At 32.3% G+C, this 20,883-nt stretch carries 22 protein-coding genes; 8 read left to right on the plus strand and 14 right to left on the minus strand.

The genetic code is table 11. The annotated features are described in order from the left end of the window. Nucleotides 1-37 precede the first annotated feature (37 nt). The 5 genes from pyrR to kdsB all read left to right on the plus strand — a co-directional run bounded on the left by pyrR (nt 38) and on the right by kdsB (nt 3,043). Nucleotides 38-583 (plus strand): bifunctional pyr operon transcriptional regulator/uracil phosphoribosyltransferase PyrR, encoded by a 546-nt coding sequence (gene pyrR, locus ACIQ66_RS03890; RefSeq protein WP_396211493.1) that lies wholly within the window; start codon nt 38-40, stop codon nt 581-583. A 1-nt stretch (nt 584) separates the two neighbouring features. After that, the gene (locus ACIQ66_RS03895) at nt 585-1,514 is read left to right on the plus strand and encodes an aspartate carbamoyltransferase catalytic subunit (protein WP_396211494.1); all 930 of its coding nucleotides are present in this window, start codon (nt 585-587) and stop codon (nt 1,512-1,514) included. A gap of 15 nt (nt 1,515-1,529) precedes the next feature. Then, nucleotides 1,530-1,862, plus strand: coding sequence for a ribonuclease Z (locus tag ACIQ66_RS03900; RefSeq protein WP_396211495.1), 333 nt, complete (start codon nt 1,530-1,532; stop codon nt 1,860-1,862). A 60-nt stretch (nt 1,863-1,922) separates the two neighbouring features. Further along, nucleotides 1,923-2,153 (plus strand): hypothetical protein, encoded by a 231-nt coding sequence (locus tag ACIQ66_RS03905; protein WP_396211496.1) that lies wholly within the window; start codon nt 1,923-1,925, stop codon nt 2,151-2,153. Between the two features lie 164 nt (nt 2,154-2,317). Then, nucleotides 2,318-3,043, plus strand: coding sequence for a 3-deoxy-manno-octulosonate cytidylyltransferase (kdsB, locus tag ACIQ66_RS03910; RefSeq protein WP_396211497.1), 726 nt, complete (start codon nt 2,318-2,320; stop codon nt 3,041-3,043). A 98-nt stretch (nt 3,044-3,141) separates the two neighbouring features. Here kdsB and ACIQ66_RS03915 read toward each other — a convergent pair whose 3' ends face one another. Continuing rightward, nucleotides 3,142-3,582: a KTSC domain-containing protein gene (locus ACIQ66_RS03915; protein ID WP_396211498.1), complete on the minus strand. Its 441-nt coding sequence runs from the start codon at nt 3,580-3,582 to the stop codon at nt 3,142-3,144. A 166-nt stretch (nt 3,583-3,748) separates the two neighbouring features. Between ACIQ66_RS03915 and ACIQ66_RS03920 the strand changes: the two genes are divergently transcribed. Then, nucleotides 3,749-5,725: an endonuclease gene (locus ACIQ66_RS03920; RefSeq protein WP_396211499.1), complete on the plus strand. Its 1,977-nt coding sequence runs from the start codon at nt 3,749-3,751 to the stop codon at nt 5,723-5,725. 94 nt (nt 5,726-5,819) lie between these two features. Here ACIQ66_RS03920 and ACIQ66_RS03925 read toward each other — a convergent pair whose 3' ends face one another. From ACIQ66_RS03925 to ACIQ66_RS03960, 8 genes are all read right to left on the minus strand, one after another. Further along, nucleotides 5,820-6,500, minus strand: coding sequence for a superoxide dismutase (locus ACIQ66_RS03925; protein ID WP_396211500.1), 681 nt, complete (start codon nt 6,498-6,500; stop codon nt 5,820-5,822). Nucleotides 6,501-6,623: 123 nt separating this feature from the next. Continuing rightward, a complete protein-coding gene (locus ACIQ66_RS03930; protein ID WP_396211501.1) occupies nt 6,624-7,127 on the minus strand; it encodes a hypothetical protein in 504 nt (167 codons plus the stop codon). Nucleotides 7,128-7,376: 249 nt separating this feature from the next. Then, a complete protein-coding gene (locus ACIQ66_RS03935; protein ID WP_396211502.1) occupies nt 7,377-8,756 on the minus strand; it encodes a sensor histidine kinase in 1,380 nt (459 codons plus the stop codon). 6 nt (nt 8,757-8,762) lie between these two features. Beyond that, on the minus strand, nt 8,763-9,422 hold the full coding sequence (locus ACIQ66_RS03940) for a response regulator transcription factor (RefSeq protein ID WP_396211503.1): 660 nt from the start codon (nt 9,420-9,422) through the stop codon (nt 8,763-8,765). 3 nt (nt 9,423-9,425) lie between these two features. Next, entirely contained in the window at nt 9,426-10,700 is a 1,275-nt protein-coding gene (locus ACIQ66_RS03945) for a DUF3570 domain-containing protein (RefSeq protein ID WP_396211504.1), read from the minus strand. Between the two features lie 71 nt (nt 10,701-10,771). Next, the gene (locus ACIQ66_RS03950; RefSeq protein WP_396211505.1) at nt 10,772-10,984 is read right to left on the minus strand and encodes a DUF4266 domain-containing protein; all 213 of its coding nucleotides are present in this window, start codon (nt 10,982-10,984) and stop codon (nt 10,772-10,774) included. A gap of 7 nt (nt 10,985-10,991) precedes the next feature. Continuing rightward, entirely contained in the window at nt 10,992-11,969 is a 978-nt protein-coding gene (locus tag ACIQ66_RS03955) for an FAD:protein FMN transferase (RefSeq protein WP_396211506.1), read from the minus strand. Then, entirely contained in the window at nt 11,969-12,397 is a 429-nt protein-coding gene (locus ACIQ66_RS03960) for a thioredoxin family protein (protein ID WP_396211507.1), read from the minus strand. Before ACIQ66_RS03960 ends, ACIQ66_RS03955 begins: the two co-directional genes overlap by 1 nt. A gap of 386 nt (nt 12,398-12,783) precedes the next feature. Here ACIQ66_RS03960 and ACIQ66_RS03965 point away from each other — a divergent pair, with 386 nt between their 5' ends. Beyond that, nucleotides 12,784-14,283, plus strand: coding sequence for a PKD domain-containing protein (locus tag ACIQ66_RS03965; RefSeq protein WP_396211508.1), 1,500 nt, complete (start codon nt 12,784-12,786; stop codon nt 14,281-14,283). Nucleotides 14,284-14,305: 22 nt separating this feature from the next. Here the strand turns inward: ACIQ66_RS03965 and mnmE are convergent, their stop codons facing one another. Then, complete coding sequence (gene mnmE / locus ACIQ66_RS03970) at nt 14,306-15,706, minus strand: tRNA uridine-5-carboxymethylaminomethyl(34) synthesis GTPase MnmE (protein ID WP_396211509.1); 1,401 nt, start codon at nt 15,704-15,706, stop codon at nt 14,306-14,308. A 262-nt stretch (nt 15,707-15,968) separates the two neighbouring features. Here mnmE and ACIQ66_RS03975 point away from each other — a divergent pair, with 262 nt between their 5' ends. Continuing rightward, nucleotides 15,969-16,799, plus strand: a complete 831-nt coding sequence (locus tag ACIQ66_RS03975) for a universal stress protein (protein WP_396211510.1) — start codon at nt 15,969-15,971, stop codon at nt 16,797-16,799. An 84-nt stretch (nt 16,800-16,883) separates the two neighbouring features. Here the strand turns inward: ACIQ66_RS03975 and dnaN are convergent, their stop codons facing one another. From dnaN to ACIQ66_RS03995, 4 genes are all read right to left on the minus strand, one after another. Beyond that, nucleotides 16,884-18,002, minus strand: coding sequence for a DNA polymerase III subunit beta (gene dnaN, locus ACIQ66_RS03980; protein ID WP_396211511.1), 1,119 nt, complete (start codon nt 18,000-18,002; stop codon nt 16,884-16,886). Nucleotides 18,003-18,105: 103 nt separating this feature from the next. Further along, on the minus strand, nt 18,106-19,791 hold the full coding sequence (gene gldG, locus ACIQ66_RS03985; RefSeq protein WP_396211512.1) for a gliding motility-associated ABC transporter substrate-binding protein GldG: 1,686 nt from the start codon (nt 19,789-19,791) through the stop codon (nt 18,106-18,108). After that, nucleotides 19,791-20,516: a gliding motility-associated ABC transporter permease subunit GldF gene (gene gldF, locus ACIQ66_RS03990; protein WP_396211513.1), complete on the minus strand. Its 726-nt coding sequence runs from the start codon at nt 20,514-20,516 to the stop codon at nt 19,791-19,793. The genes gldG and gldF overlap by 1 nt, the downstream gene beginning before the upstream one ends. Before the next feature lie 66 nt (nt 20,517-20,582). Beyond that, complete coding sequence (locus ACIQ66_RS03995; RefSeq protein ID WP_396211514.1) at nt 20,583-20,879, minus strand: putative quinol monooxygenase; 297 nt, start codon at nt 20,877-20,879, stop codon at nt 20,583-20,585. Between the last annotated feature and the right edge of the window lie 4 nt (nt 20,880-20,883).

Raw genomic sequence — 20,883 nt, forward strand, 5'->3', positions numbered from 1 at the left:
GAATTTTATTTATATTTGCATCCCAAACAACAGCACTATGAGTCAAAAAATATTGCTCACTTCCCAAGAAGTCAATATCATACTTCATCGTTTGGCTTGTCAATTGATAGAGAATCATTTAGATTTTTCTACTACCGTTTTGATAGGAATTCAACCGCGTGGTACTTTTTTAGCTGAACGACTTAAGAAACTTTTGCATGAAGAGTATGGTATTTCCAACATTGCGCTAGGGTATCTCGATATTACTTTTTTCAGAGACGATTTTAGACGAAATGACAGACCACTCGGCGCCAATAAAACCCAAATAGATTTTCTAGTTGAAGATAAAAAAGTAGTTTTTATTGACGATGTTTTATTTACAGGAAGAAGTATTCGTGCGGCATTGACTGCTATTCAGTCATTTGGTCGCCCATCAGAAATAGAATTATTGGTTCTTATTGACAGACGTTTTAGCAGGCATTTGCCAATTCAACCCGATTATCGTGGCAGACAAGTTGATGCAATAAATAACGAAAAAGTAAAAGTGTGTTGGAATGAAAAAGATGGTGAAAACGGCGTTTTTTTAATTAAAACTGAAAATTAAAATGAAGGAATTAAGCGTAAATCATTTATTAGGAATCAAATATCTACAACCCGAAGATATCAACCTCATTTTTGAAACAGCCGACCATTTTAAAGAAGTCATCAATCGTCCCATTAAAAAAGTTCCTTCACTTCGAGATATTACCATTGCCAACATCTTTTTTGAAAATAGCACCCGAACCAAACTTTCTTTTGAGTTAGCGCAAAAAAGATTATCAGCCGATGTTATTAGTTTTTCAGCAGCGCAATCTTCGGTTAAAAAAGGAGAAACGCTTATTGATACGGTTAACAATATCCTTTCAATGAAAGTGGATATGGTAGTGATGCGACATTCAAACCCTGGAGCAGCTTACTTTTTATCACAAAATGTAAAAGCAAGTATCATAAATGCAGGTGATGGCGCACATGAACACCCAACGCAGGCTTTACTCGATAGTTTTTCAATCAGAGAAAAATTGGGAGAAGTAGGTGGAAAAAAAGTGGTGATTGTTGGCGATATTTTGCATTCGCGAGTAGCATTATCTAATATTTATGCGCTGCAAATGCAAGGTGCGGAAGTAAAAGTTTGCGGACCCAAAACATTGATTCCAAAATATATAGAATCACTTGGTGTAAGTGTCGAACCCAATTTGAGAAAAGCACTAGAGTGGTGCGATGTTGCCAATATGTTACGAGTGCAAAACGAACGAATGGATGTAAACTATTTTCCTTCAACAAGAGAATATGCTCAACAATATGGTGTTGACAAAGCATTATTAGATTCATTGAATAAAGAAATCGTAATCATGCATCCAGGACCAATCAATAGAGGAGTAGAGATTACTTCAGATGTGGCTGATTCTAAACAATCGGTGATTTTAAATCAAGTTGAAAACGGTGTAGCGATACGAATGGCGGTTATTTATTTATTGGCATCGAAATTGCAGATCTAATAAAAATTTAAACTTATGAAAGTAGAATCCAAAGGACATACAACCACGATAAGAGAAACACAAAACAATCTAGAAACTTTTGTGCAAAAGTTAGAGCGCGAATACAAAACGTTTGAAAATCAAAATTTAATTCTTGATTTACTAAAACACGAAGATGTAACGGTTGCTAACATTAAATCGTTTATGCCTTTAGCCAAACTTCATAAAAAAAATAAAAAATCATTTGTTTTGGTAGTAAATGATTTTGATTTTAATAAAGTGCCGACAAGTTTGGCCATTGTACCAACCAAACTAGAAGCACACGACATCATCGAAATGGAAGAAATTGAACGCGATTTAGGATTTTAATAAGTATGAAAAAGTCCAAAATTAAAATTAAATATTTAATTTTAAAAAAAAAAGAATGAAATGAGTACAACTTCACAATTAAAAAAGAATTTGATTTCAAGAATAAAAGATTCTAAAGATTTGAATTTTTTGAACGCGCTTCAAACAATTTTTGATTCTTCTGAGCAAGCTTTATTTCAATTAAGTCAAGAGCAAAAAACCGCAATTGAAAAAGGAAGAAATGAAATTAAAGACGAAAATTTTTTTAAAAATGATGGAGTAATTTCTGAAATTAGAAAATTTCTTAATTAATGATAACAACTGAAACCATTTTAAGTATATTTCTCGGAATCGGATTGGCTTCAGCTTTTAGCAATTGTAATAGTCGTTATTTTGTTTCTACTAATTTATTGGGTTTATAGAATATTCAGAAAGTAACTCCTAAACTCCTAAACTTTTAAAATTCTAAACTTTTCATGAAAATAATCGCCGTAATTCCAGCTCGATATGCCTCTACCAGATTTCCTGCCAAATTAATGCAGGATTTAGGTGGAAAAACTGTTATTTTAAGAACCTATGAAGCTGCAATTGCCACGCAACTTTTTGATGATGTGTTTGTTGTAACAGATTCGTCCATCATTTTTGATGAAATTGTTTCCAACAACGGAAAGGCAATTATGAGTAGCAAAGAACACGAATCGGGTAGTGATAGAATTGCCGAAGCTGTTCAGGATATGAATGTTGATATTGTAGTAAATGTGCAAGGTGACGAACCATTTATCAATAAAAAACCTTTAGAAGAATTAATTACTGTTTTTAAAAACGATACCGAAAACAAAGTGGATTTGGCATCCTTGATGTTTCAGATTAGCGATAAAGATGAAATCAACAATCCTAATAATGTAAAAGTGATTACTGACAAACAAGGTTTTGCATTGTATTTTTCGCGTTCTGTAATACCATTTCCAAGAGAAGAAAATGTTGGTGTTCGCTATATGAAACACATCGGAATTTATGCTTTCAGAAAACAAGCTTTGCAAGATTTTTACCGTTTGCCAATGCTGTCTTTAGAGGCTTCTGAAAAACTAGAACAACTTCGTTATTTAGAATACGGAAAAAGAATCAGAATGGTAGAAACCGAACACGGAAGCATCGGAATAGACACACCAGAAGATTTAGAAAAGGCTAGAAAATTAGTTTGAAGATGGGAGATGGAAGTTTTGAGTTGATATAAAAAAACCAAATTCTTAAAAATTACTTTTTTTGAATTTGGTTTTTTTGTTATTTGGAATTTATTCCTTTATTCTTGATTGCTCACTTTTCTGTAAGGGAAAGCATTAAAAATATGTCTTTTAGCAAAACGTGCTGGCGATTCAGCATTTACCATTTTAATATAAGTTGCTTTTGGAACACTAATGTATTCATAAACACTTCCGTTAGAAAAGTTTACAATTAACCTAATATTTTCGTATTTATAATCGGTAATTGTACACGTGGCAATGGTTTGATCATATTCAGGTTTGCCATTTTTGATGGTTTCTGGATTGATACTTACCAAAAAGTGATACGCCTCAATAACTTGTTGACTTTTTAATTCGGCAACTTTTAGACCTTCAGGATCATTACCAAATTTGTCAGGATGGCATTCTTTCATGAAGTTTCTATAAATGGTCTTCAATTCTTTTAATTCTACATTTTTATCAACTTCAAACAAAGCGCGATATTCATTAATTTTTTTCATACCTAAAGGAACTATTGTCTTTTTTAAATTTTTGCAAAAGTACATATTATTTTTAATTTTTACTAAAATGATTTTCAATCTAAAAAAGTAACCAATTACAATGGTAATTTAAAGTTTGAAATGAATAAAAAAAGTTATATTTGTATATTAATAACCTACATTTATAATGAAAAAAGCACTTTTTGCTCTTATAATTTCTTTATTTTCTATCAATTCTTTTTCCCAATTAGTAATTAATGAAATTGATTCTGATACTGCTGGAGCGGATACTCTTGAATTTGTAGAATTAAAATCGGCAACACCAAGTTTTTCTTTGAATGGATATGTTTTAGTTTTTTTTAATGGAACTTCCTCAGGAACAGGTGCGTTAAGTTATTTAGCATTGGATTTAGATGGTTATTCAACCGATGCAAATGGAATTTTTGTGATAGGGAATGCGGCAGTTTCACCTTCACCTTCAATAACGTTACCAACAAATTCAATTCAAAATGGCCCAGATGCTGTAGCAATATTTCAAGCTAATGCATCAAATTTTCCTTTAAATACATCTGCAACTGCTTCAAATTTAATTGACGCTGTGGCTTATGCCAATGGAGATTTAATTGTTGCAACAACATTAATGTCAACTTTTGGATTAACACAATCTCAAAACGAAGGATTAAATATTAATGTTGAATATGTATCAATTCAGCGTAAAACAGATGGCACTTATGAAATAAAAGCGCCAACTCCTGGTATGAATAATGACGGTTCTGGAGTTGTTTTTAACTACATCAATTGTATTCCAACGGCTCTTGAAGTTTCTGAAGGACAATCGTTTACTTTAAATTTTTCTACTTCGCAAACCGTTGCTACTTCTCCGCTGGTTATCAATTTTAGTTTAAATAACTTTGGTTTTAACACTTCCGATTTTACTGGAAACCTCTCTGTTACTATACCAGTTGGTTCTACGATGGGTTCAACTACAATTACTTTGTTGAATGACGGTATATTAGAAGGTGATGAAGAATTAAAAATTTCGGTAACTTCTCCTGCAATTCCTTATTATCTCCAAACTAATAATATAATTGTTAGAGTTTTAGATGCTAATTTTAATGTTTCTAGTTTTGGAACACCAGCAACTCCAACATATTCTTTAGCAAGTACGCAGCCAACTGGTTATTATAATTCTATTGAAAATTTGGCTGGTGCAACTTTAAAACAAGCTATTCAAAATATTATTGCTAATCCTGATGAAGTGCGAGTGCATACCTATTCAGAAGTGTATGATATTATTACAGTTGCCGATCAAAATCCGGCGAATAATAATCAGGTTTGGTTGATTTATTCTGAAGTGCCCCGCTCAAAATTAGACAGGCAATTTGGAACAAGTATTGTTGGGAAATGGAACAGAGAGCATATTTATCCGCAATCGCGTGGTAATTATGGTTCTGGAATTGATTATGATTTGCCAACTGATGGTTTTAATAATTGGTTTCCAACAAATGCAGATGATATTGGTGCTGGTTTTACAGATGCGCATCACATCAGAGCCGTTGATGGTCAAGCAAATTCTTCCCGAAATAACAAAGATTATGGTCCATTAGATTATAACGGACCAAGTGGCTCGACAGCCAATTCTTGGAAAGGTGACGTGGCTCGTTCCTTGTTTTATATGGCAGTTCGCTACAACGGATTGAGTTTGGTAAACGGAAATCCAGTCGATTCCACTATTGGTCAATTAGGCGATTTAGCAACACTTTTAGCATGGAATCAGTTAGATCCTGCCGATGATTTTGAAATGAATAGAAACAACTACATTTATACTTGGCAACACAACCGAAATCCATTTATTGATTTTCCTAATTTGGCTGATTATATTTGGGGAGCAAACGCTGGTCAAGTATGGAATTCTTCTTTAAAAACAAATGATTTTGATACATTACAAGTAGTAATGTATCCAAATCCTGCTAATGATTATGTTGATTTATTTGGAATAGATGGAGTTGGAGTTGTTGAAGTTTACAACACGCTAGGCGAAATAGCTTTGACCAAACAATTTACAAACCAAACAAGAATTCAATTGGATTTGGCTTCGGGTATTTATTTAACCAAAATTACTTCAGGTTCAAAATCGGTTACTAAAAAATTGGTTATTAAGTAACTATTTTTTCTTTAAAAAATGGTAGATTTCTTTCCAATTCTTCACATGGGAAAATCGTTTGCGACATTATTTTGTGAAAATCTTTTAAAACCGTCTAATCTTCAAATGTGCCTTTGATTGCTGCTTTATAATTTTTACTAACTTCATTCCAATTAATTATATTCCAAATAGCGGCTAGATAATCGGTGCGTTTGTTTTGGTATTTCAAATAGTAAGCGTGTTCCCAAACGTCTATTCCTAAAACTGGGGTTCCTTTACTTTCGGCAATATTCATCAAAGGATTATCTTGGTTAGGTGTTGAAGAAATAGCTATTTTTTTGTCACTATCAACATATAACCAAGCCCAACCAGAACCAAATCGGGTTGCAGCAGCTGCATTTAGCTTTTCTTTTAAAACATCCATACTGCCGAATGCTTCATTGATAGCTTTCTCTAATTCAGGAGATGGTTTTGTGTTTTTTTCGGGAGTCAAAATCGACCAAAACAATTCGTGGTTGTAATGTCCTCCCGCATTATTTCTGATGGCTGGTGAAAACTCTGAAACATTGGCAAAAATCTCTTTTACAGCCATTTTTTCGGCTTCCGTACCAACAATAGCGGCATTTAGATTTTTTACATAAGCTGCATGATGCTTGCTATAATGTATTTCCATAGTTTGCCCATCTATAAAAGGCTCTAAAGCAGTATAGGCGTATGGTATTTGTTTTTGGGAAAATTGAGCTGTAACAGAAACGCCTATAAATAGAAGTAACGATAGAATTTGATATTTTTTCATATATATTGAAATTAGTTTTTTTATGATTTTCAATTTGTTGATTTGTTAAATAATAGTAAAAAAATTACTTTAAAAAGTGTTCACCTTCTTACATTTTGCTTTTTAATGCGTTTTTAACAAACGCTATTCTTCGTTTTTCTCATTTTCTTCTTTAGCAGTTGTAGCTGTTTCAGTTTTTGTCCCAGCATTTTCTCTAATTTCTGTATGACGAACTTCACCGCCAGTTGTACCAGTTTCTTTCCCTAAAAAGATGCCAATAGCAGCAATTATTAACGCTAAAAACGAAACTAATTTGGCTTGAGCATGTTTCTTGGTGTTAGTATATATTCCAGCTATAGATACAACTCCTAAAAGATAAAGGACAATGGCTAATTTTTCGGCCATTTCTTCATGCTCATGAATAATTTCTTTTCCAATAGAAGGCATATCTTCTACCATTTCTTCTGCGCCTTCACCTGTTGACATACTTACAAAAGCAAAAATAGCTCCTACAATAAACAAGCAATAGGCCGTATTTTTAACCGAATTGTTTTTTAAAAACATTCCTGCAATTAAAATACCAAATCCAAGAATTATACCAATAATTGGAAAGTGGTTTACTACCATGTGTAAATGTGCGTCGTTCATAATTTAAAATTTTATTTTTAGTTATTTATTAATTAAAGATAGTCTTTATGAAAAGTTTAAGGTTATAAAATAGTATAAATAAATTACATAATTCCCATTTTATAGTATTCTCTAACGCTAAAGATATAGCCTATTTTGGTATATTTTTTTGAGTTATTCATTTTTTTAATTTAAGTAGTAGAATAAATACTTACATCAAATATAACGATACTTTTTAAAAAAATAGAATAAGATTGTCTTAAAATTGATTTAAGAGATGATTAATTTCACAATAGTTCCAACATTTTCTTCACTAGCAATTTGGATTTCAATATTCAATAAAATACAAAGTCTTTTTACAATTGAAAGTCCTAAACCTGTTCCTTTTATTTCTGGATTTTTGGAGTTGTCAGATCTATAGAATGAGTTAAATATTTTGCTTAAATTTTCATCAGGAATACCAATGCCATCATCTGAAATAATTAATTGGGTTGTTTTTTCTGTTTTATTTAATTCAATTTTTATTTTGCCACCATTTTTGGAATATTTAATCGCATTTGAAATCAAATTACTTATAATAATTGAAACTAAATAATAATCGGATTGGATATTAAAATCGTTATTAAAATTGGTAAAAACTACAATATTATTTTTTTTAATTTTATCCGAGTAACGGGACAAACTTTCTAAAATTAATTCATTTAAATAGACATTTTCAATCTTATTATCTCGCTTTTGATTTTCAAATCTTGCCAATAAGAGTAATTCATCTACAAGAGAATTTAATCGATCAACTTCTGAAACACAGAAATTAATTTTTTCCACATATTCTTGATTTTCACGTGGTTTACGAATCAACACCTCTAATGTTCCTTTAATAACTGCCAATGGTGTTCGCAATTCGTGAGACGCATCTGAAGTAAACTGTTTTTCTCGTTCTACAGCATCTTCAATTCTATCTAATAAATCATTTATAGTTTTGGAAAGTATAAACAACTCATCTTTGTTATTTGGAAGCGTTATTCTAGACTTAAGATTATCTTTTGTGATTTTGCTAGATGTTTCAATAATTGAAGTTACTGGTTTTATACTTCTGCCGGCAATTAATCGGGCAACTAAGAATAAAACAAATAAAATTAACGGAAAAGCAATAAATAAAATAGTTCTCAGATTTGACAAAATCATTGTTGCATCATCAAGAGACATGGCAACAATAAGATGACCAATAACTTTATTGTCATCAAATAACGGAACTTGAATTTGACGAATTGGTTTTTTATTTAGATAAGTGTCAATTAAAATATATTCTTTATTTTTCTTATAAAGTTTGAGTGAAATATCTTTTAAGTTAGGAGATTTATCAATTAACTGATTGTTTATGTCTAAAAACTGAACGAAAACAGGATTTACATTTACAGTATTATGTTCTCTTGCTCGCCATTGATCTACTTGAATTAAGTAAGCATCATTTCTATCAATTTCAATTTCTTCAAGATGCTTTTTTACTTCATCTTTAATATCTTCATTAATATGATTATCAACACTAAAATGAATTACTTGATAAATTATTACGAATACAAAAGCTATCAATAACGCTGTGCTAATGATATAATTGAAGGCAATTCTATTTTTAAAAGATAGATTTAACATTAAAAATTAATTTGCAATATAGCCAACGCCTCGAATAGTTTTGATACAATCGTCTTCTTTAGAAAGATTGAGTTTTTTTCTAACGGCATTCATAAATACATCGATTACACCAGTATCGTATTCAAAATGAATATTCCAAACGTCTTCTATAATTTGGTTTCGAGTACAAACTTTACCTTTATTTTTTATCAAATATACCAATAATTCAAATTCTCTTTGTGTAAAAGAAACTTCTTTTTTATCTTTAAAAACTTGATGTTTAGATAAATCAATTTTTATATCCGACAAAGTTAAAATTTCATTTTCATCAGTTTCTCTAAAATGAATTTTTATTCTTTCTAAAAGTTCTTCAAATGAAAATGGCTTTTTGATATAATCATTAGCACCAGATTTTAAACCTTCTATAGTTTCTTGAACTGTATCTTTGGCTGTTAAAAACAAAATTGGAATGATTTTGTTATTTTTCCGTATTGCTTTACATACTTCAATTCCACTCAGTTTTGGCAACATCCAATCTAGTAGAATCAAATCGAATGTATTGTTTATGGCTAGTTCTAATCCATCTGCACCGTTACATGCTGATGTAACAGAATAACCTTCTTCTTCCAAACCTTGTTTAAGAAAGTTTACAATTCCTTTTTCATCTTCTATTATTAGAATTTTCATGATTTATTGCATAACAAATTTGAATCCAAAAGTAACAATATTGGCTTTTAAACCGTCACTTCTGTCGTAATGATTAAATCTAAAATCGATATTTTTCATGCCAAATTTCCAAATTTTTGAACTAGTGAAAATATCTGAGTAGCTAACGCCAAATCCATATTGATTAGCATCAAAAGTGGATAAATCATAATCAGAAGTATAAAATTCTTCGGTGGAAATATGTTTTTCAAATGGTGCAAAATACTTAGATTGTGTTTGTGTATAATAGCGATACATTGGAAAAACAGTAAATTTATCTGACAATTTTATAGGCAATTCGATAGAAGCAGTGTGCGCTTTCAAATCCCAATCGTCTGTATAATAGCGATAATAAGTTCTAACAATAAGTTTTTCGCTCACAAAATAGTTCCATCTTAAACCAATTGGTAATTTGAATCGAGTTTTTGGAAGTTTTTCAATAGCATCGGCTAATTTGAATTCACCAAAAAACGAGTCAGTCATATCGCCAAAATGGATTCGATGGTAAGGCGAAGAAAGTTTCCCTTCTTGTTGCAAAACATCAAAGAATATAGAAACTTGTGATTTTTTTGTCAACACTTGCGAAAAACCAAACGAAGCAGAGTAGGAGTTACGTGCCGTTGAATCCCATTTTTCAAATTTAGGTACGTATAATGGTGTATAACTGCTATAATTACCATCAGTCAATTCCTTTGGATAAATAGGTCTCCATTGATCTAAATAAGCATTTACTTTGATAGAAATTTCAGAATTTTTATTGTTGAATAATTTACTAACGCCGCCTCCAAAACCAAATGAAGTATAATCATATTCATTAGAAAAAGAGACATCGGCATTCCATAAAAAGTTTCTGTCATCACTACTATGACTGTAATTTAAAACCAAAGAAGCCAATACGTCTTGTTCAGAAGCACCAGATGAACTTTGCCAAGGAGTAGGGTTTTTAGAATCAAAAGGGTTGATATTACTAGATGAAGCCGAAGTATAAGCCGAAATACCAGCATCAACAGTTAAAACAGAGTCGTCATCAAGAGGCATAGCAATAACAATAGTAGAAGCAATATCAGTTAGCTCTTCCGAACCAATTCCACCAGAAACAGAGGAGTGTACACCATCTTGTTTGTAATAACTAAGCAAAAAATCAACCTCGGTACTCTCAAGAACTCTTTTCTTAAAAACAACCGTTGAATCTTTCTCACTTTCCTGAGAAAACCCAAAACTTGTAATAATTAATGCTAGTATTAATAAGCTGTATCGCATTTTATGTAGGTTGTGTTATTGTATTGTTGTATTTCTTTATTTCGTATCTTGTATTTCGTATCTCGTACTTCCTAATTACATCCACACCCACCGCCAGACTTCCCTCCATTGGCACCAGCTGCGGCTTCACGATACACTTGAAAAGTTACTTCATAGCGTTCGGTTGTTTTGGCAGCTAATTTCATTTCGGTATCGTTTATTTTCTCTTTTTCATATTCTTTCACGCTCGAACATGAAGTTAGCAATGCGATGACGGCAGAGCATAGTAGGATAATATTTTTCATTAAATTTTCATTTATATTTTTGAATATCAATACCTTTTGAAACATGAATTTTCCCTTTATCATCTACCATAACACATTCAATTCCTTTAAGCTGGTTTATTAAATCCAAACCTACTTCTACACCTAAAACAAATACGCCAGTTGCAAGTGCATCTGCAATTTCGGTTTGTTTTGCAAAAACTGAAATACTAACAATTCCTTGAGCAGGATAACCTGTTCTTGGGTCGATAATATGCGAATAGCGTTTTCCGTTAAAGGTTACAAACTTTTCATAACTTCCAGAGGTTTCGACTGCACCATCATCTAGCGGAAAAGTAGCAAAAACCTTGTTCTTATTCATCGGATTTACAATACCAATTGTCCAGGGGTTTCCATCTAGTTGTTTGCCCCATGTATTGATATCGCCCGAAACATTTATAATACCAGAAATACAACCTTTACTTTGTAACAACGTTTTTATTTTATCGGCAATATACCCCTGACCAATACCACCCAATCCCAATTTCATTCCAGCATTTTTCAGAAAAAGAGTCGTGTCTTTTGGGTTTAAAATGATATTATGATACCCAACTTTTTCAACCGATTTTTTGATGGCTTCTTCAGTTGGCATGGTTTTCATACTACCATCAAATTTCCAAATTTTATCCATTGAGGCATAGGAAATATCAAAAGCACCATTGGTTAGTTTTGAAACCTTTATAGCTCTTTCAACGAGTTCATAAACTTCATTGTCAACTTTGACAGGTTGAATACCAGCATTTTGATTGACTTTCGAAATTTGAGTAGTCGGAATCCAATCGGAAATTAAATTTTCAATTCGCTTTACTTCATTTATAGCCATTGTTGCAAATTCGTTTCCTTGAATTGAATCGGTTGCGACAATGGTAATTTCAAACGGACTTCCTAGAAGATACGTTTTTTTCTTATAGGTTATTTGACCATAAGAAAATGAAGTTAGTAAAAGTATTGCTATAAGAATTCTCATTATTTTTGCATGGCTTTTAGAGTGGCAATATAACTTTCGGCAGAAACATTTTTAAAGCCCATTTTGCCCACTACTTTTCCATTTTTATCCATGACTACTACCAATGGAAAATTCCCTTCTTTATTATATTTCTCTGCTAATTTTTTGTTTTGAGCCACCATTTCTTCCGAAAGTTGATTGGCTTTTTTCTTTGGAAAATCGGCTTTATACAAAACCCAGTCATCTTCTTTTTTGAAAGCATCCGACTGCCAAACGTTTTTATCTAACTTGATACAAGGCGCGCACCAATCTGAACCTGAAAAAACTAATAATATAGTTTTGTTTTCTTCAGCAGCAATTTTTTTTGCTTCTTCAAAATTCGTTTTCCAATTTTGTGAAAATAGGCTAGCTGTTAGCATGAGGAATGCGGATAAAATTATTTTTTTCATTTTTATAAACATATTAAAAAAGTGAACCCTACAATCAAAACGTAAAAGTAGTTGTATAATTGCAAAGTAATTACATTTGAAATGTTTCTTAAGTGAAAATTAAGGAATGAATACCATTTTAGCTACTAGTTATATTTACAACTAGCAACTCAACATGAAGAAACCAACTTTGTTATCAACAGATGATCGAAAAAATCGTATTTTCACTTAACTTACTTTGGCAAAACTTCTTTACTGCTTTTAGGCTTTATGCCATTCTAATATTTCACTTTAACCATTTTTACCAAAAATCAAAAGATAAAAACAATTGATGAAGAAGCAACAAATAATAAAAAACTAAAATTTATTTTATATATTTGATTCATTAACATTTTTTACTTTACAAAATGAAAATTAAAGTCTTATTAATCAGTATTATAATTCCATTTGTTTGTTTTTCGCAAGAGTATAGATATACTAACAATCAATATGCAAATTCAACCAAAATTTCTAACGTTATCTACGGAAACGCACCTTTTATAAATGGACCATTACATACAGTTGAATCGAGTACAACGAATAAAAATTTGATAATGGATATTTACCAACCAACTGGCGATACGTTTACTCTTAGACCTGCAATTATTTTTGCTCATCCTGGCGGTTTTTTAACGGGTAATAGAATGGTTCAGGATATGAATGCCTTGTGTGATTCGCTAGCACGTAAAGGGTATGTTACTGCCACTATCGATTATCGTAAAGGATTTAATTTAACTAGTAATCAAGGTATTCATTCTACAAGAGCGGTTTACCGTGGGATTCAAGATGGTAGAACTGCCGTTCGTTTTTTACGTGCTAATGCATCTTTATATGGAATAGACCCTAACAAAATTTATTTTGTGGGTAGCAGCGCTGGAAGTTTTATAGGTTTACATTCTATTTACTTAGATACACCAGCCGAAATACCTTCGCAAACTGGAAGTGTAACTTATTTCAATATTACGCCACCATTTAATCATACTGCGCCTAATCTTGGCCCACTGGATATAGGAACAAATTTAAGTTTTAATGGCAAACCAGATGCAGTAGTATCTATGTGGGGTGCTATACAAAATACTACTTTAATAACTGCCGATAATTCAACTCCAGTATTGTTAATTCATGGAGAAGATGATGCAACTGTTTCGTTTGATAGCGGAAGTCCTTTTGGGTTTTCTGCTCTACCAGTTGCCTATGGTAGTAATGCAATCAATACTCGTTTGAACCAATTAGGATTTACGAATCATGAAACTTATTTTGTGGCTGGTCAAGATCATGAATTTCATGGAACTTCCAATGGAACTTGGGACAATGGTACGGGAGGAAATTCGTTTTATCCCATAATAGTTAACAAAGTAAACCAATTTTTGTGGAAACAACATAAGCCAACAGCCGATTATAACTGGACTGCTTCTACAACAGATGTCTCTTTTACTGATACTAGTTCAGGAAGTTTAGCGTGGTGGTGGGATTTTGGTGATGGTACTTTTAGTAATGAGCAAAATCCAACGCACATATTTCTTTCGCCTGGGGATTATTCAGTAAAATTATATGTTGAAAACAATATAAAAAGTTGGGACCAAATTACAAAAACGGTAACTGTTTCTTCGTTGACTACCAAAACATTTGATATAAATTCCTTGAACTTATTTCCAAATCCTGCAACAGAAACAATTCAGGTAAAATGGCAATCTAGTAATAGAGCGTTTTATTATCGAATTTTAGATGTTTCAGGAAAATCGATATATTTTAATCAAATGATTACTAATGGCGAAATTATTTCATTAGCAAATTTAGAAAAAGGGCTTTACTTTATAACCTTTTATCAAGATGATTATACAAAAACAATTAAAGTAATTAAGAATTAGAAAAGATATAAATGTAAACGAGTTACTTTCCGATACAAAAGTTAGCAAAGATGTTCCCAAGCAACTCATCGTTAGTGACTTCGCCTGTAATTTCGCCAAAATAATAAAGTGCTTGCTTAATATCAATCGCCATCAAGTCAGAAGAAAGATTAGACTGTATGCCAAACTTTACTTTTTGAATTTCGTCTAAAGCTTTTAATAAAGAATCGTAATGTCTTGTGTTAGTTATAATTGTATCATTGTTGCGCAACGCACCAGTGTTCACAAAAGAAAGCAAAGTGTTTTTAAGTTCGTCAATGCCTGTTTTTTCCTTCGCAGAAATGGTTTCAAGTTTCAAGTTTAAGGTTTCAAGTTCTTGGCGAATGGCTTCAACAGCATCTTTAGAAAGCAAATCAACTTTGTTTATGATAATTAAAAGTGGTTTTTGAGGAAATTTGTTTTTAATTTTTTCGATTTCAACCTGAAACTTTATACCTGAAACTTGTAATTCTTTTGCATCAAGCAAAAGGATTACAACTTGCGCTTGCTCAATCTTCTCAAAAGTCTTCTTAATTCCGATACTTTCCACCACATCTTTAGTCTCACGAATACCAGCTGTGTCGATGAATCTAAAACCAATTCCGTTTATAACCAATTCATCTTCAATAGTATCACGAGTCGTTCCTGCAATGTCTGAAACAATAGCACGTTCTTCGTTGAGTAAAGCATTTAACAAAGTCGATTTGCCAACATTAGGTTCGCCAACAATCGCCACCGGAATACCGTTTTTGATAACATTTCCAACCGCAAATGAGTCGATAAGACGTTTTAGTACAAATTCAATACGGTTTAAAAGTTCTTTAAACTGGGTTCTGTCGGCAAATTCAACATCTTCTTCGGCAAAGTCCAATTCGAGTTCTATAAGCGAGGCAAAATTTAGTAATTCGCCACGTAATTTGGCAATTTCGTTACTAAAACCACCACGCATTTGCTGCATAGCAATTTGGTGCGAAGCCTCATTATCACTCGAAATCAAATCGGCTACGGCTTCTGCCTGCGATAAATCCATTTTCCCGTTCAAAAAAGAGCGCAAGGTAAATTCACCAGCCTGCGCCATTTTGCAACCCTTACGAAGCAATAATTGAATAATCTGCTGCTGTATGAAAGTAGAACCGTGACACGAAATCTCAATTACATCTTCTCCTGTATAAGAATTGGGACCTTTAAAAATAGAAAGCAAAACTTGATCATACACTTTTCCATCTTCTGTAATATGGCCAAGGTGAATAGTATGCGTTCGCTGCTTAGTAATATCCTTACCCGAAACCGATTGAAAAACCTGAGAAGCAATAGCCAACGCTTTTTCTCCAGAGATTCTAATAACAGCAATAGCACCAGCACCGGATGGAGAAGCTAAAGCAACAATCGTTTCGTGTGAAATCATAATCCTAATTTTTGACAAAGATACTAATTTAGAAAAGAATTTATTCCATTCGTATTTTACTCGAATTTCACCAATTTAAACAAATTAAGTTGTGTATAAATTTTACCAATCCAATTAAGTAAGCAATGCTAAATTTGTGCTAATCTGTGTAATTTGTGGAGAACTCCATAATTATGTTAAATTATTGTAAATATGATAGTTATCATGTTTTTTTGAGCGTCAATAAACTAGTTTTATACCGTTAAACTAATATTTACTAATTATGAAAAAAATTCTGTTTCCAACCGATTTTTCTAAAGTAGCCAATAACGCTTTTGTACACGCTTTAGAATTGGCAAAAATTGTTAAAGGGGAATTAATTTTGTTGCACACATTTGAGTTGCCAATTGTGGACAATCAATTTTTTCCAGAGAATTATCAGACACTTTTCGACACTTTAGAACTTTCTAAATTTGAAAAATTCAAAGACGAACTACCAGCATTGAGAGCCATTGCCGAAGAAAGAAACCTAGGGCATATAAAACTATCACACCGATTGATGGATGGTAGTTTGATATACAACATAAAAGAATGTATTAAACTAGATAAAATTGACTTTGTAGTAATGGGAACATCAGGAGCAACAGGCTGGAAAGAGATGTTTTTGGGAACCAACACTGGCGAAGTTATTACTTCAATAGGTGTTCCAGTTTTGAGCGTTCCATTAGAAGCAAAATTTACTAAGATAGAAACAATTGGTTTCACCACAAGATTTAGAGAAAAAGATAGAGAAGCATTGAAACAAGTAATTGCTATTGCTAAAAAAACCAATGCCAAAGTAAAATGCTTGTACGTAAATACAAAAGAAAGCGACAATACAGAAGCTACCTTTGATAATTGGAAAGACCATTTCAAAAACGAGCCAGTTAATTTCTTCATCCTACCAAGTGATGAGGTAAAAGAAACCATATTAGAATTCATAACAAGCCAAGAAATAGATATTCTAGCCATGCTAACCTACAAACGAAGCTTCTTTGAATCACTTTTCAGCTCAAGTTTCACCGAAAAGATATCTTATATAAGTGATATTCCAATTTTAGCACTTCACGAATAAAATCAGTTAACTAATTACTAAAAAATGAAAAACCTTCCTGAACGAATCGGGAAGGTTTTTACTATGGTTGGGTTAGTTAAGATACTAGTTATTCAACATGACTGGCATTACCAACATGGTTACGGTTTCACCTTCATCCAATCCGTCTATTGGTGTTAAAATACCTGCGCGGTTTGGCATTGACATTTCTAACTGAATCATATCAGATTGTAAGTTAGTTAACATCTCAGTCAAGAAACGAGAATTGAAACCAATTTGCATATCATCACCTTGGTAATCGCAAGTCAATCTTTCTTCTGCTTTGTTAGAGTAGTCAATATCTTCTGCAGAAATATTCAATTCAGTTCCTGCAATTTTCAAACGAATTTGATGTGTAGTTTTGTTAGAGAAAATAGCCACACGACGAACAGAATTCAGGAATTGAACTCTATCAATCATCAATTTATTAGGGTTTTCTTTTGGGATAACCGCTTCATAATTTGGATATTTACCATCAATCAAACGACACATTAACACATAATTTTCAAAAGAGAAAGTCGCATTAGCATCGTTGTATTCTATTTTAACTTCTGCTTCCGAAGAACCCAAAATGCTTTTTAAAATATTTAAAGGTTTTTTAGGCATTATAAAATCAGCTACTTGAGATGCTTTTACATCAGTACGAGCATATTTTACCAATTTGTGCGCATCTGTTGCTACAAAAATTAAGCCTTCTGGAGAAAACTGAAAGAACACACCTGACATTACCGGACGTAAATCGTCATTTCCAGCTGCAAAAATAGTTTTGCTAACAGCGGTTGCTAAAACTTCGGCAGGCACTAGAGTAGTAGAAGGATCATCTAAACTAACAGATTTAGGAAATTCTTCACCTGGTGCATAAGCCAATGCATATTTACCCGAATTAGAACTAATTTCGATAGTGCTATTTTCTTCAACTGTAAAAGTTAACGGTTGTTCAGGAAATGTTTTTAAGATTTCTAATAAAAGTTTGGCAGGTACAGCAACGCTTCCTTTGCTTTTAGATTCAATTTCTAAAGTGGCTGACATGGTTGTTTCTAAATCAGAAGCCGAAACGGTTAAGGTTTTGCTGTCTAATTCAAACAAAAAATTATCTAAAATAGGTAAGGTATTACTACTGTTAATAACGCTTCCTAATACTTGAAGTTGTTTTAATAAGTACGAACTAGATACTATAAATTTCATTTTTCTTATTTTTTATATTTTAAAAAAGTAAAAAGGGTTCACTTTTTTTGATAGTTACAAATATATTCTAATCTTGCTTACATAAAAAAGAATTTTATCAACATTAATTGGAATATTTTCTTTTTCTTAAATAGCTAAATAAAACACCAAACAGAGCCAAAATTACAATTGGAAGTCCGACTGTTAGGATTTGAGAGCTTGTATAATTTTCTTGTACCTTTTCTACATCAAGCATTGGCAAGCTTACATCTTTGCTTCGAATGTTAATAAGTCCGTTATCGTCTAAAAGATAATTGACACAATTCATCATAAAATCTTTGTTTCCATAAAATACACTTGTCCATTTGTCATAGCCAAGTTCTAAAGGTTGAAAATTTTTATCCAATTGATTTTTGACCACATCAGCATCGGAAATCACAATCATTTTGGATGTTTTTCCAGTCGTAGAAAATGTTTTATCATCAAAAGGCAACACACGATTTTCATACATCGAATGGAATTTTCCTTCCAAAAGAACGGCAACTGGCATCGCGCCTTTGTTGGCATATTCACCCAGATTTGGTTCTTCTGTAACACTTGTAAGACTTATTTCAACAGGCGTTCCAACGGGTCTTGAAAGTTTAGACGACGACAATAAAACAGTTTTAGAAATATCATTTTTCAGAATCTCAATTGGATTGGCAAATTCAAATTTGATTCCGTCAATATTCTTTACAATAGGATGATTGAGCGTAGGGTAAATAAGCGGCGAATATTTCCAGAAATACTGCGTGTATTGAGTAGAACTTCCTTGTTGACCAGTCGCTAATTTTATTGGCGTAGCATATTCATCTTTAATCAAATCTGGACGAATACGAATACCATATTTGAAGAACATATCATTCAAACCTAAATCGTTAGGAAAAGCCAAAGTAGAGCCAGAATCGTTGTATAAACTATCCATTTCCATATTGACTTGATCTACTAACCAAAGCGTTTTTCCACCATTTACAATATATTGGTCTAAAACTTGTTTTTCTTCATCAGAAAACTGCTCGGTTGGTTTTGCAATAATGGCCAAGTCATATTTTTTGAGATACGCCAAACTTTCTTGTGGTTTTTTGGCAACGGAATCTAACGTAAAAGTTCCGATATAGTAATTCTCACGAACTTGTTTGATAAAATCTGCCATTAGCATATCATGCATTTCGTTATTTCCTTTGATAACGGCTACTTTTTTCTGTTTGTCTTTTACAACAGTATTAAAAGCATTTGCGAAAGCATACTCCAAATGTTGAACTGAACTATTTACTTTCTCGGCAGTAGAAGCACCTATAAGGTTTTTTAGCAATGGTACTTTGGTACTTTTTCCTTTGTATGTAACAATAGCCCACGGGAAAACCATGGCTTGCGATTGTTTTCCTTTTTCGTTTACTGAAACGTTAATTGGTGTTAAACCACGTTCCATAAACGATTGCATGATAACTTCTTGTTCAGTTTCGTCTTCAATAGGATTTACAAACTGAAAGGTAATATCGCGATTATACGCTTTGAATTCTTCCAACAGCTGTTGCGTTTCGGTTTGCAGTTTTTTGAATTCACCCGGAAAATCACCTTTTAGAAAAACATCAATAATAAGCGGTTCTTTGACTTCTTCAATAATAGATAACGAAGTTTTTGAAAGTGTATATCGTTTATCTTGTGTTAAGTCAAGACGAAAGAAAAAGAAGTTTCCGATGATATTTGCTGCAAGTAAACCAACAACAATAAGCGCTAATTTTTTTATATTATTTTGAGTAGTTACTTTCATTACGATTTCAAAGATTTAAGTTTAAAAACAGTGAACGAAAGAAACAAAGCCGTTATGGATAAAAAGTAGATAACATCTCGAGTATCAATAACACCGCGACCCATACTTTGAAAATGATTTTTCATTCCAAATGAAGCAATTAAGTCTTCAAATCCGGCAATAAGTGTTGAAATTCCATCAAAACCAAAATAGAAAAAGAAGCACAAGAAAACCGCAATAATAAAAGCAACAATTTGATTTTCAGTAATGGTTGAAGTAAAAATTCCGATAGCAGAATAAGCTGCAATTAGAAATAACAAACCAAAATAGGAACCTAAGGTGCTTCCTAAGTCAATATTTCCTTCGGGTAAACCCAATCCGTAAAGAATATACACATAAACCAATGTTGGAATTATCGCAATTACTATTAATAAAACGGCACCCAAAAATTTACCATTTACAATTTGCCAAATCGACAAAGGTTTTGTTAGTAATAGCTCTATAGTTCCTTGTTTCTTTTCATCAGAAAAACTGCGCATTGTTACTGCTGGAATCAGAAAAATAAGAATCCATGGTGCAATGGTAAAAAATGGTGTCATATCGGCAAATCCTGAATTCAGAATATTGTATTCACCTTGAAAAACCCATAGGAATAATCCGTTGAGCAATAGGAAAATGGCAATAACCAAATAACCTATCGGCGAACCAAAAAAGGATTTAATTTCTCTTAAAACTATTGATTTCATATATTTTTATTTGTTTAAAAGTTTCAGGTTTAAAGTTTCAGGTTGTTCAACTTGGAACTTTAAACTTCAAACTAAAGAAACTAACTTATCTACGCTCCACGCTTCTGGCTTATCGTTGAATAATTTTTTGGTAAATGTCCAAACTTTGTCAAAAAGTGCTGATTTTCTATAATTTTCCAAATCATTTTCGGTTTCCCAATAACTATAGGTAAAGAAAATACAAGGATTGGTTTTATCTTGATACAACTCAAGAAAACGGTTTCCTGGTGAATTTCGTATATGTTCTTTCATTAATTCAAAATTCTCCAGAAAAGCGGGAATATTTTCTTGATGGAACGACATTTTTACTATTCGGATAAGCATTTTT

It is taken from the genome of Flavobacterium sp. (genome assembly GCF_044377315.1).
GTDB lineage: Bacteria > Bacteroidota > Bacteroidia > Flavobacteriales > Flavobacteriaceae > Flavobacterium.